Annotated in this window: 8 protein-coding genes; 4 read left to right on the forward strand and 4 right to left on the reverse strand. The window is 68.6% G+C overall.

Annotated features, from left to right (window positions below; translation table 11 throughout):
- Positions 1–280 precede the first annotated feature (280 nt).
- The 3 genes from EP7_RS13270 to EP7_RS13280 form a co-directional block, all read right to left on the reverse strand.
- On the reverse strand, positions 281–1750 hold the full coding sequence (locus EP7_RS13270) for a DUF1501 domain-containing protein (RefSeq protein WP_463528319.1): 1470 nt from the start codon (positions 1748–1750) through the stop codon (positions 281–283).
- Between the two features lie 105 nt (positions 1751–1855).
- The gene (locus tag EP7_RS13275) at positions 1856–2365 is read right to left on the reverse strand and encodes a TIGR03067 domain-containing protein (protein ID WP_463528320.1); all 510 of its coding nucleotides are present in this window, start codon (positions 2363–2365) and stop codon (positions 1856–1858) included.
- Between the two features lie 141 nt (positions 2366–2506).
- Positions 2507–3424 (reverse strand): SGNH/GDSL hydrolase family protein, encoded by a 918-nt coding sequence (locus EP7_RS13280; RefSeq protein WP_463528321.1) that lies wholly within the window; start codon positions 3422–3424, stop codon positions 2507–2509.
- 684 nt (positions 3425–4108) lie between these two features.
- On the opposite strand from EP7_RS13280, the gene EP7_RS13285 reads away from it, so the two are divergent.
- The 4 genes from EP7_RS13285 (at position 4109) to EP7_RS13300 (ending at position 11965) form a co-directional block, all read left to right on the forward strand.
- On the forward strand, positions 4109–5518 hold the full coding sequence (locus EP7_RS13285; RefSeq protein ID WP_463528322.1) for a c-type cytochrome domain-containing protein: 1410 nt from the start codon (positions 4109–4111) through the stop codon (positions 5516–5518).
- A complete protein-coding gene (locus tag EP7_RS13290) occupies positions 5515–7944 on the forward strand; it encodes a PPC domain-containing protein (protein ID WP_463528323.1) in 2430 nt (809 codons plus the stop codon). Before EP7_RS13285 ends, EP7_RS13290 begins: the two co-directional genes overlap by 4 nt.
- A gap of 66 nt (positions 7945–8010) precedes the next feature.
- The gene (locus EP7_RS13295; RefSeq protein WP_463528324.1) at positions 8011–10461 is read left to right on the forward strand and encodes a DUF1549 domain-containing protein; all 2451 of its coding nucleotides are present in this window, start codon (positions 8011–8013) and stop codon (positions 10459–10461) included.
- A gap of 43 nt (positions 10462–10504) precedes the next feature.
- Positions 10505–11965, forward strand: a complete 1461-nt coding sequence (locus EP7_RS13300) for a DUF1501 domain-containing protein (RefSeq protein WP_463528325.1) — start codon at positions 10505–10507, stop codon at positions 11963–11965.
- Positions 11966–12066: 101 nt separating this feature from the next.
- Here EP7_RS13300 and EP7_RS13305 read toward each other — a convergent pair whose 3' ends face one another.
- Positions 12067–13137, reverse strand: a complete 1071-nt coding sequence (locus EP7_RS13305; protein WP_463528326.1) for a YsnF/AvaK domain-containing protein — start codon at positions 13135–13137, stop codon at positions 12067–12069.
- Positions 13138–13240 lie beyond the last annotated feature (103 nt).

A 13240-nucleotide genomic window follows, 5' to 3' on the forward strand; every position in this document is an offset into this window, starting at 1 on the left:
CTCGCTCCGCGCCCCAAACAAAGGCAGGTGTGCGAGCCCCAGTCTCTTTGGAATCCCGAGCAAGCAGAGACGCGGGAATTCCCGAACGAACCCATTGCGGGGCGCCGAACGAAGCCACTCCTGAAATTGCGGAACGAACCCATTCTCGGGGTGAACGCCAGTCTTGGTAACGACTTGCGTCGAAACGGCCGGGGCCGAACGCGATCCTTGAGAGGGCGATTTTACGAAACGAACCCGGCGCCGTTTCGAAACGAACCCAATTTTACGCGGACAGGGGGGCTCAGGTCAGGCCGGGGATGGGGTCGGCGTGATAGAGGAAGTGGGGTCGGTCGAGGTCGTCTTGCCAGGCGGCCTGCTGCGGAATTCCGAGGGCCTGGTAGATCGTGGCGGCGAAGTTCTCGGGACTCTGGGCGTCGGAGCTGGGGTAGGCGCCGATCTTGTCCGAGGTGCCGATGACCCGGCCGCCTTGCACGCCGCCGCCGGCCAGGAAGACGCTCTGCAAGTGCCCCCAGTGGTCGCGGCCCGGCTGCTTGTAGAACTGAGGCAGCCTGGAGATCCGAGGGGTCCGGCCGAACTCGCCGGCCATCACGATGAGGGTGGAGTCGAGGAGTCCGGTGGCGGAGAGGTCGTCCAGCAACGCGGAGAGGGCCCGGTCGGTGGGGGGGTAGAGGTTGTCCTTGAGGTGCGGGAAGGCGTTGCCGTGGGTGTCCCAGGTCTCGTTGTTCCCCAGGTTCACCTGCACCATGTTCACCCCCGCCTCGACCAGTCTGGCCGCCATTAACAGCGACCAGCCAAAGGAGTTACGTCCATAGCGGTCGAGCATCCTGGGGTCGGCCCCGGCGACGTCGAAGGCCCGTCGAACCTTGGGGTCGGTCAGCATCGAGACCGCCCCCTCGCGGTGGGCATCGAGCCTGGCCGACGGCCCCGCATCGAGCAGCGACTCGCGCTGGCGGTCGAGCCCGGCGAGCAGCTCGAACCGGCGGGCCAGCCTGCCTGCGGCGAAGCCTTCGGGCAGGGTCAGGTCGGGGATCTGGAAGGCCTGCCGCTTCGGGGTGCGTTTCCGGTCCTGGTGGTCGAACTCATACTCGGGGAAGGCCCCATAAGCCGTGGGATCGAAGGCCGAGCACTCGACGAACCAGGGGTCGCGCTTCCGCCCCATGACCCCGCCGAACTGGCCCGGGAGCACCCGGCCCGTGGTGTGAATGAGGCGGTCGGGCAGGACCACTGCCGGCGGCAGGTTGTTCCTGGGCGTCGTCATCGCCCCGGCTACGGCGGCAATCGCCGGGTCATCGCCGGGCTTCGGCATGTTGGGGTCGAACCCGAGCGGAGGCTTCGACCGGCCGGTCAGCATGATATGGTGACTGAACGAATGGTCATTCGACGAATGGGTCAGCGACCTGACCAAAGACCAGAGCCCGCTCCGCTGCGCCAGGCCGGGCAGGTGCTCGCAGATGGAGAGGCCAGGCGTCGCGGTCGAGATCGCCTTGAACTCGCCGCGGATGTCCTCGGTCGCCTCGGGCTTGGGGTCGAAGCTGTCATGCTGACCCAGGCCGCCCGAGAGGAAGACATAGATGACGGATTTGGCCCGGGGAGGCGCCTTCCGCCCGGAGACCTCGGCCCCTCGGAGAACGTCCAGCTGCCCCGAACCGAGCCCGAGCAGCCCGACCCCGCCCGCCTGCAACGCCAGCCGCCGGCCGAACCTGGGGTGGACGAACGAGCCGGACGCCGCCTTGTGCGTGGATTCGGCCATGGCGATGCGGCCCTCGGGGTCATCCGGCGCTGGTTGGAGGATTGTTGGATCCCGATCCTACCACCGGCCGGGCTTGCGTGCCACACGCCTCTCGCAGGTGAGGCTTCAGGGCTTCTTCGGCGCTTCGGGTTCCGGCGTGGCCTTGCGGAAGACCATGAGGGTCCGGCCGTCGCCGGCTTCGGCCTCGAAGGAATCGGGCCTGGTGCCATCGGGGGCGGCCATGCAGATGGTCAGCTCGTCGCCGTCGAGCTTGTAGATGCCCTGGACGACCTTGTCGCGGAACTTGCCGCCGTCGGCCACCACGTCGATTGTCTTCAGCTTGCGGGACGGGTCGAGCGTGACATGGGTGCCCGCGAACCGCTTCCCCTTGCGGGTCCAGTAGACGAAGTCGCCCTCGGCCACCCTGCGGATCTCGGCCAGGATCTCGGCGGCCGTACTCTGGCCGCCTGTCGTATACCGGGTCGGCTCCCAGGTCCCTTCCAGCGTTTTCAGCTCCTCCTTGACCTCGGCGCTTACCGCCTTCGGAGGCTGATCTTGCGCCGGGGCGAGGCCCGCCGAGACGAGGAATGCGGCGGCAAACAAGGCGATCTGGGCGAGGGGAATTGGCATGGCCATCGGGCCTTTCCGTGGTCTGGCTCCGGCCCGTGCCCCGCGGGTTGCAGGGGTTTCGGGCCGGGGGCAGGACCCATCACTACCGACTCTCGGCGCCGGGATCAATGCCGTCGATCCCCCGGTGGGAACATCGATCCGCTCACCTCAGGCGGCCTTGCGGAACCGGGCGTAGCCCAGCAGTCCGAGCAGGCCGGCGCCCATCGACACCAGGCTGGCGGGCTCGGGGACGACGGCGCCGACGAACGCAGCGTTGATGGCGGCGTAGCCCGCCGCGTTCGGGTGGATGTCGCCCGAGGCGATGTTGGTCCACGCCAGCTCATGCCCGATGAACGGGGTGGCCAGGTCGATGTAGGTCGCCCCGAAATAGGCCGCGTCGGCCTGGATGTACTGGTTGAAGCCGGCGAGGATCGGGGCGAAGAAGGCGCTCTCGGCGGAGAACGAGGGGAACGGGTTGTAGTAGCCGGGCAGCAGCAGCCGGGCCTCGGGGGCCAGGGTTTTCAGCTCTGTCAGCACCGTCAGATAGTTGTTCTGGATCGTGTTGAGCGTGGCGATGACCATCGCCTGCTGCTCGGCGGGCGTGGCGGTCAGGAAGTCGAGCCGCTCGCTCAAGGCGAAGATGTCGTTGCCGCCGATCAGGAAGCTGACGGTGCCGATCGTGTTGCCCGCCGCGTGGATCGCGGTGATTGACTGGATCAACAGCGAGTTCTGGGGCGTGGTCGCGTCGGGATAGTTCTGGTTGAGGCCCGGATCACGCTTCGTCCAGCCGGCCGGCGCCACCCCGCTGAAGAACGAGGTTGACAGCTCGCCCGAGACGCCCAGGTTCAGCACCTCGGGCCGGACGCCGCCATTCTGAGAGGCGAGGAAGTCGGCGAACGGCTTGACGAATCCCTGGTCGGCATTCGACGGGACGAGCGTCGACGAGTTCGAAGTGTCGAGGCCGAACGTGATCGAGTCGCCAATCGCGAGATAGACCAAATCGGCCCGGCTCTCGGCGGGTGCCGATGTGACGGCGAGCGACAGGAGCAGGGGAATCAGGGCGATGCGGGGTGTCGGCAGGTGCATTAGCGGGTTAACCTCGAGGACAAAGGGGGCTGGCCGATCCATGGGGGGACATGCCCCGTCTTCTCGCCTGCGCGGCGCGCAACTTCAACCGCCTCGCTGGCCTCCGAGGCGCAGGGAGTGGCTGCCCGGGTCCGCCGAGGCGGGCCGGATCGTTCGCATCCCGGACGAATTCGAGCGGGGAAACCTGGTCAAGACGCCGGGCATCCGCCCAGGGGAGGGGCGAACGGCGACCACCTGTCGTGGACCTCGGCGTCCGTCGCCCCGCGTGGGAGCAGACCGGTCGGGCGAGGGCATCGTCCTTGATGGTGGGTGCGTTCGCGGGCGCCGAGCCTGAGGCCCTCCTGGCATGCCTCGTCGCATGGCTTCGCGGCGACGGATCGTGACCATAGCGGCCATTCGGGCCGATCGCAAGGGACGTGGCGGAAAATCATCCCGGTGGAATCAAGCGGTCCAACGTGATGATGAACTCATGGAGCTTGACGGATCTTCATGACCTGAATGCGAACGCAGAATGCTGCCATGGCCCCATCCGCGTCTCCGTTGTTTAACTTTTATCCTTGCAGTTTGACACCGGCTCTGTACAGTGGACGAACGTGGATGCACCGCGGTGGCCGCAATCCGGCCGACCGCGACCACCCCCCGCCTGCCTCAAGATCGAAACACCAGTGATGAGGGGTCGTCACGATGTCCCGACTCGATCGACTGCGCCCCGGGGCGTGGGCGTCTCGGGCCGCGCCAGGCTTCGCGCTTGCGGCGGCCTTCGTCAGCATCGCCGCCGCACAGGCTGAGGAGCCCGTCAGCTTCTCGAAGCAGGTGATGCCCGTCCTCCAGCGCCGATGCCAGGGATGCCACCAGCCGGGCAAGCCCAACGGCAAGCTCGACCTCACCTCATATGAGGCCCTCAAGAAGGGGGGCGACGCCGGCGCCGGCTTCCTGCCCAGCAAGCCCGAGGCCAGCCCCCTGGTCGAGAACGTCGTCGGCAAGACGCCCGACATGCCTCCGAACGCCACGCCGCTGGCCGCCGAAGAGGTCGCCCTGATCTCCCGCTGGGTCGCCCAGGGGGCCGTCGATGACACGCCACCCGCCGCCCGCGACACCATCGACTCCGCCCATCCGCCGCACTACATCACGCCCCCGCTGATCACCGCGCTGGCCTTCAGCCCGGACGGCCAGATCCTGGCGGTCTCCGGATACCGCGAGGTCCTGATCCACAAAGCGGACGGTTCGGGCATGCTGCACCGGCTCGTCGGCCAGGCCCAGCGCATCGAAGGCCTGACCTTCAGCCCCGACGCCAAGACCCTGGCCGTCGTCGGCGGTTCCCCGGGTCGGTTCGGCGAGGTCCAGTTCTGGGACCCCCAGACCGCCACCCTGAAGTCGGCCATCCGGTCCACCTATGACACGCTCTACGGCGGCGCCTACAGCCCCGACGGCAAGCGGTTCGCGTTCGGCTGCGCCGACAACTCGACCCGGCTTGTGGCCGTCGCCGACGGCAAGGAGACGCTGCGGGTGGACCACCACTCCGACTGGGTCTTCGGCACCACCTTCTCCCAGAACGGCAAGCACCTGATCACCCTGGGCCGCGACGGCGCCATCAAGCTGACCGAGACCGACACCGGCAGCTTCATCGACGACATCGGCAAGAACTACGGCGAGCTGAAGGTGCTGGCCCGCAACCCGAAGGCCGATCAGGTGGCCATCGGCGGCGACGAACGCGTCCCCCGGCTCTACCAGATCTTCCGCACGCATGCCCGCGACATGAACTATACCGACTTCAACCTCTTGAAGGCGTTCGAGACGCAGCCCGGCCCGATCTCGGCCATCGCGATCAGCCCCGACGGCAAGGCCCTGGCCGTCGGAAGCATCGGCGGCGAGGCCCGCCTGTACAATAATGCCGACGCCGCACGCATCCAGACCTTCAAGGGGCACCGCGGCGGCATCTATGCCATCGCGTTCAGCCCCGACGGCAAGCGGGTGGCCACCGGCGGATTCGACGGCACCGTGCGGCTCTTCGACGTGGCCAACGGCTCGCTCATCCGCGAATTCGTCCCGGTCCCCATCGATGCGCCCGCGGTCGCACTGAAGGTCGGCGAATGACCAACACGCGACGACCCGCACGCCCCCGACTGAAGACCAACGAGAGGCTGGAGACGCCCCCCGAACGAACGACCGGCGGCCCCCCTTCGACGGACGACGCGGGCCGCCCCCGCCAGGCGCCGATGACCATGCTCCGACGACCCGCCCGCATCCCCGCCGCCGCCCTGCTGCTGCTGTTGTTGACGGCCCAAGCCGAGCCCGCCCGGGCGGCCGCGCCCTCGCTGACTTCGATGGCCCCGCGCGGCCTCGAGCGGGGCAAGACCGTCGCGTTCACCCTGAACGGGGACGGGATCGGCGGCGCCGGGGTCGAGGTCCGAACCAGCCTGCCCGGCACGCTCGGGCCGGTCGAGGTCGTCGGGCCCAACCAGATCAAGGTCTCGGCCACCGTCCCCGGCGACGCACCGGTCGGCTTCTACACCGTCCAGGCACGCACCGCCGACGGCCTGACGGCGCCGCTGACGCTGGCCGTGGGCGACCTGCCCGAGGTGGCCGAGGCCGAGCCCAATGACATTCCGGGCTCCGCGCAGGCGCTCACCCTGCCGGCGACGGTGCAGGGGGCCTGCGCCGGCACCGACCGCGACTTCGTCAAGTTCGCCGCCAAGAAGGGGCAGGCCATCGTCCTGGAGGTCGAGGCCCGCCGGCTCGGCTCGGGGCTCGACTCGGCCATCACCGTGACCGACGCCGCCGGGCTCACGCTGTCGATGGACACCGACTCGGTCCCCGTCGGCGGCGACACCCGGCTCGTCTTCGTCCCGCCGGCCGATGGCACGTATCTGGCCGTGCTCAACGACATCAAGTTTGGCGGGGCCAACGACCCGTTCTATCGCTGGAAGATCGGCAATTACGCCGCGGCCGACGCGGTCTATCCCCTGGGTTGGCGACGCGGCGAGTGGGTCGAGGCCCAGTGGCTCGGGGGCAGCCTCCCCAGCCCGCTCCGTCTGAAGGTGCAGGCCCCGGCCGACACCGAGGTCACCTCGTCTCCGTTGACGCTTCCCGCCTCCGGGCCGATGGGCGCCTCGCCCCTGCGGATGGTCGTCTCCGACTTGCCCGAACGCCTCGAACCCGACGCCAAGGGGCCGCACGCGCTGGCCGTCGGCACGGTGATGAACGGCCGGATCGCCGCGGCCGGCGAGACCGACGCCTATTTCATCCCCGTGAAGCCCGGTCAGGTGCTCACGCTGGGGATCGAGGCCTCCCGCCTCGGCTCCAGGCTCGACGCCGTGCTCGTCGCCCGCAAGCCCGACGGCTCGGTGCTGGCCCAGTCCGACGAGGGCGGTATGGACCCGAGCCTGGCCCTGACGATCCCCGAAGGGGTGAGCGAGATCAACGTGTCGGTCACCGACCTGCTCGGCCGCGGTGGCCCTTCGTTCGCCTATCGCCTGCTGGCCAGGCCCGCCACGCCCGACTTCGAGTTGCGCGTGAATGTGCCCGCGATCAACATCCCCAAGGGGTCGCCGGTCGTCATCCCCGTGCAGGTGGTCCGCCGCGGCTTCAATGACGCGATCCAGCTGAGCGTCTCGGGCGACCTGGCCGCGTCGGGTGTCGTCGCCACGGGTGGCCTGATCCCCGCGGGCGCCTCCGAGGGGTCGATCCTGCTGTCGGCGGCACCGGACACCGAGCCGAAGGCCCTGGCCCTGGAACTTTGGGGGACCGCCGGGTCCGCCTCGCAGCCGATCCGCCGTCGGGCCCGATCCACGACCGACGGCACCCCCGGCGGGCCCCAGAAGCCGTTCCTCCTGGCCGCCGCGGTGGGAACCGGGCCGACGATCACGCTGGCCGCTTCGGCCCCGTCGATCGTCTTCGTCCACGGTCAGAAGTCGCGGGTCGTCGTCTCCGCCAAGCGTCCGGCCGGCAACAAGGAGCCGATCGCCCTCAGCGTGACCGGGCTCCCCGCGCAGGTCACCGGCGGCACGGCCACGATCGGCCCCGACCAGACGGAAGCGACCCTTGAGTTCGACGTCGCCGCCGTGGCACCCGTTGTCGACGCCTCCGTCGGCCTGGTGGCCAAATACAAGGCGGGCGGCCGCGACGAGACGGTGACGCTCGCCCCGCTGTCCGGCCGCGTGGTCCGGCCCTACTCGGTCGAGGTGCTCACCCCCGAGGTCAAGGCCGCGCCCGGCTCGCGGGCGGCCATCGCCCTGATCGTGCGCCGGGTGCCCCCCTTCGACGGCCCGGTCCACCTGAGCGTCGAGGGGAGCGTGCCGCCGCAGGTCATCATCCTGCCCGTGGTGGTCCCCGCCGGGCAGGCGCTGGCGCAGGTCGAGGTAACCGTCGGGCCTGCCGCTCCGGCGGGGTCGCTCGATCTGCTCGTCCGGGCCGCGGCCGACATGCCGGGTCGCAAGCAGACCAAGGATTACCAGATTCCCGACGTCCCAGTGCGCATCACCGTGACGCCCCCCCCCGCAGTACCCGTTGCGGCCCAATAACATTCATCGAGCCGTGCCGGGCAAGCCGACGACTCATCGACTGATGACCCCGCCGAGGAACGACCCATGAGCCCCAAGACGATCGCCACGCTGCTGGCCTTGGGCCTGCCCCTCGGGCCGGTCGCCGCCCGCGCTGCCGACACCCCTCCGCCGGTCCCCGCCTCGATCGAGGTGATGCCGGCGTCCCTGGAACTCGACGGCCCGCGCGACGCCAGGCGCGTCGTGGTCACGGGCGTCCTGGCCGACGGCCGACGCGTCGACCTCTCGGGCCAGGCCACCTACTCGGTCGCCACCGACGGCCTGGCCGTCGACCCTTCGGGCTTCATCCACGGCCTGAAGGACGGCCCGCACACCGTCAAGGTGGCCGCCGCCGGCAAGACGTTCGACCTGCCCGTCTCGGTCCGGGACGCGGGCAAGCCCCGCCCCGTCAGCTTCGTCCGCGACGTCGAGCCCATCCTCGCCCGCGCCGGCTGCAACGCGGGGACCTGCCACGGGTCGGCCAAGGGAAAGAAGGGATTCAAGCTCAGCCTGCGGGGGTACGACCCGGATTATGACTACGCGCAGCTGGTTGAAGACCTCGCCGGCCGTCGGTTCAACCGGTCCGACCCCGACCAGAGCCTGATGCTCTTGAAGCCCACCACGGGCGTCCCCCACGAGGGGGGCAACGTGATCACCGTCGGCGACCCGTCCTACCAGATCCTCCGCGACTGGATCGCCCAGGGGGCCCCCTCCGACGTCACCACCACGGCACGCGTCGCCTCGCTTGAGGTGCTGCCCAAGATCATCGAGCTGGCCGTCGAGGGCGAGCCGCAGCAGCTCGTGGTGTTGGCCCGCTACCCCGACGGGACGAGCCGCGACGTCACGCTCGACGCCATCTATTCCAGCAGCGTGCCCGACGTGGCGCTCGTCGATGCCAAGGGCAAGGTCGAGTCCGTCCGCCGCGGCGAGGCGGCCATCCTCATCCGCTACGAGGGGGCCTACGCGGTCGACAACGTCACCGTCATGGGCGACCGATCCGGGTTCGCCTGGAAGGACCTGCCCGAGCTCAACGCGGTCGACAGGCTGGTCGACGCCAAGCTGAAGAAGATGAAGATCCAGCCGTCGCCGGCCTGCACCGACGCCGAATTCCTCCGCCGCGTGAGCTTCGATCTGACCGGCCTGCCGCCGTCGTCCGAGACGGTCAAGGCGTTCCTGGCCGACCCCTCCGACAGCCAGGCCAAGCGACTCAAGGTGGTCGACCAGCTCATCGACAGCCCCGAGTTCGTCGCCCACTGGACGCACAAGTGGGCCGACCTCCTCCAGGTCAACCGCAAGTTCCTGGGCGACAAGGGGACCTGGGCCTTCGTCCGCTGGATCGAGTCGGCCGTCTCCCGCAACATGCCCTACGACCAGATGGTGCGCGAGGTGATCGCCGCCCGCGGCAGCTCGTATGACACCCCGGCGGTCAACTACTACCGCACCTCGAAAGAGCCGAGCGTGGCGCTCGAGAACGCCACGCAGCTCTTCCTGGGCGTGCGGTTCTCGTGCAACAAGTGCCACGACCACCCGTTCGAGAAGTGGACCCAGAACCAGTATTACGGCATGGCCGCCTACTGGGGCCAGGTCGGCACCAAGCCTGGCGCCCGCGAGGGGGAGCAGGTCATCTTCGACCGCCAGGCCGGCGAGGTCACCCACCCCAAGGACGGCCGGGTCATGGCCCCGACGTTCCCCTATGAGCATGCCGGCAAGATTCGCAAGACGTCGCGCCGCCAGGAGCTGGCCGACTGGATGACGGCGGCCGAGAACCCCTTCTTCGCCCGCTCGATCGTCAACCGCGTCTGGAGCTACTTCCTGGGCAAGGGGATCATCGAGCCGGTCGACGACATCCGCTCGTCCAACCCGCCGACCAACCCCGAGCTGCTCGACTACCTGGAGAAGGAGTTCATCGCCGGCGGCTTCGACCTCCGCAAGCTGATGCGCACCATCGCCGGCTCGCGCACCTACCAGGCGTCGATCGAGACGAATGACTTCAACCGCGACGACACGATCAACTTCTCGCACGCCACCCCCAGGCGCCTGACCGCCGAGCAGCTCCTGGATGCGATCGACATCGCCGCCGGCCGGACCCCCAAGTTCGACGGCGTGCCGACCGGCTTCCGTGCCAACCAGCTGCCCGACTCGCAGGTGTCGCAGGGCGGATTCCTCGACCTCTTCGGCAGGCCCGCCCGCGAGAGCCCCTGCGAGTGCGAGCGATCCAGCGAGGTCAGCCTGGCCCAGGCACTTAACCTGGTCAACGGCCCGACCATCGCCGATGCCCTGGTCGACCCCGACGGCCGGATCGCCCGGCTCATGAAGACGAAGCCCGACGATGATACGATCGTCCTCGAGATGTACCTTGCCGTCCTCTCGAGGCAGCCCGACGACGCCGAGTTGACCAAGGCCCGGACCTATTTGGCCGGCGTCGCCGACAAGGCCGAGGGGGCGCAAGACCTCCTCTGGGCCCTCATCAATAGCCCCGCATTCCTGTTCAATCGCTGAGACGTGTCGACGGACAGACCTTGAATCGACGGAGGATGGACCGATGATCTCGATCCCAGGACCCGCGGCACGCCTCTGCGACGGACCCAGTCGGCGCGACTTGCTCAGGATCGGCGGGGCCGGCCTCCTCGGCCTGTCCTTGCCCGAAGTCCTACGCCTTCAGGCCCACGCCGCCGAGGCCAACGCCGGCGGCACCGTGGCGGGCCGCGGCCTGCCGGGGTTCGGCAAGGCCAAGAACGTCATCCTCCTGTTCCTTCAGGGTGGCCCCAGCCACATCGACCTGTGGGACCCCAAGCCCGACGCCCCCGAGAACGTCCGGGGGCTCTTCAAGCCGATCGAGACGAAGACGCCGGGCCTCCTCTTCGGCGAGCACATGCCCAAGCTCGCCGGGGTCACCGACAAGCTGACCATGGTCCGCTCGGTCAGCTATACCCCCGTCGGCCTGTTCAACCACACGGCCGCGATGTACCAGATGCTGACCGGGTATACGCCCGATAAGGTCAGCCCGTCGGGGCAGCTCGACCCCCCCAGCCCGGCCGACTATCCCAACGTCGGGTCGAACGTCATCAAGCTCAGGCCGTCGTCCGAGGCCATGCTCCCGTTCGTCATGCTCCCCAGGCCGCTGCAAGAGTCCAACGTCATCGGCAAGGCGGGCAACGCCGGGTTCCTGGGCAAGGCCTATGACCCCTATTACCTGTTCCAGGACCCGAATACGAAGCTCCAGCTCGACGACCTGACCTTGCGAAAGGAGATCTCCGAGATCCGCCTGAAGCGGCGTGGGACGCTGCTCGGGACGGTGACCGAGGGGATGCCCGAGCTCGAGAAGGCGACCGCCAACTTCGCACTGGACAGCTATCAGAGCCGTGCCTTCGACCTGATCCTCTCGGGCCGCGCCCGGCGCGCGTTCGACCTCGACGAGGAAGACCCCAAGACCCGCGACCGCTACGGCCGCCACACCTTCGGCCAGAGCGCCCTGCTCGCCCGTCGGCTGATCGAGGCGGGCACCCGGTTCGTCCAGGTCAACTGGCCGAGCGTGGCCAACGGCGACCCCAACTCGACGGCCTGGGACACCCACGCGGCCAACTTCAAGCCCTTGAAGGAACTGCACTGCCCGAAGCTGGACAGCGCCCTTTCCAGCCTGATCGCCGACCTCGACGGCCGCGGGATGCTCGACGAGACCCTGGTCCTGGCCATCGGCGAGTTCGGCCGGTCGCCGCGCCTGGGCGTCAGCACGTCGGGCAACACCAACTCGCCCGACGGCCGCGACCACTGGCCCTATTGCTACACCGCCGCCATCGCGGGCGCGGGCATCAAGCGTGGGTCGGTCTACGGCAAGTCCGACGACCAGGCCTCGTCCCCCATCGAGACGCCGGTGCACCCGACCGAGCTGCTGGCCACCGTCTACCACGCGCTCGGCATCAATCCCGCGACGCTCATCATGAACCACCTGAACCAGCCCCGAGAGTTGGTCAAGGCCGAGCCCGTCTACGGCCTCTACGGCTGAGATGCTCGGATCGTTCCCGTCGCCCAAACGACAGAGGGCCCGCGACTTCCACAAGGCGGAAGTCGCGGGCCCTTCGTAATTCCATCAAAACAGTTCGGGACTTATCGCTCGCCGGTAACCTTCTGCCAGGCGTGCTTCACGACGTCCTTGAAGTCTTCCCAGGCCCCTTGGTTCTGCTTCTCCCACGACTTGCGTGCGAGGGGCTCGACCTTCGTCCAGTCGCCCTGGTAAGTCTTGTCGCCCGCCAGGTCATAGCCGAAGCGGTAGGCGGGGGCGTATTGCTCGTACTGGTATCCGCTGTCGGCGTACTTGGACGTGAAGTCCTTGCGGAAGCCGGTGTCGTAGGTCTCCCAGGCCGTGCCCGAGACCTTCCCCTTGCCGGCGGTCTTGGTGACCTCGACGTCGGTCTTGCGGACGGTATCGCGGACAGTCTCGGTGCGGTCGTGACCTTCCTTGCCGATGATGACCTCCTCGACGACGCGAGCCTTCTTGGCGACCACGGCCTCCTCGGTCGACTCGTGTAGCTCGAGCGTCCCCTCGCGGAAGGCCGCATCGTCGGCGGTGACCTCGCGGTTCACAGCCCGACGCTTGACGCTGACCTTCTCGTCGTGGAGATGGACCTGCTGCTCGACGGGCGTCTCGATGACCTTAGTCTCGACGTGGATGCCACCCTTCTCGACCTTGCGCTTGCCGACCTTAAGCTCTTCCTCAATGATCGGCACGACGGCCTCGCCGCCGGAGTCGAGGGTGCCCTGCGATCGGCGTTCCCAGGCGGTGCGGATGTACGGCTCGTGGTCCTCGTACTTGCCGGCACCGATCCAGCCCTTCTTCAGCTCGGCGCTGACCTGGTCGTAGCTACGGCCCTTGTGGGCGGACGACGAATAGTTCTCATATCCATATCGGTAAGCGGGCGAGACGTCGGCCCAGGTCTTCTTCCCACGCGTGGCGGCGCCGGAAGATTCCCAATTGCGGCGGAACTCGGGCTCGGCCTCGTTGTAGTCGTACGAATTGCCGGCCAAGCCGCCCGCGGCGGCGCCGACCACGGCACCCACCCCGGCGCCGACTGGGCCGCCCACAGCCCCGCCGATCAGGGCCCCGGCCGTCCCGCCGCCCGCCGCGCCCGCCGCCTTGGCGTCGACCTTCGCTTCGTCTTTGTCGATTTCCCTGGCCATGATCCCACTCCTCCTCTGTCGAGGTTCAAGATGTTGTGGATATGCCGAAGGCGCCGCTGCAACGCTTGGGCCCGGGTGGCTCGTGGGCGACGCCGACGAAGCA

The sequence above is a fragment of the Isosphaeraceae bacterium EP7 genome (assembly GCA_038400315.1).
GTDB lineage: Bacteria > Planctomycetota > Planctomycetia > Isosphaerales > Isosphaeraceae > EP7.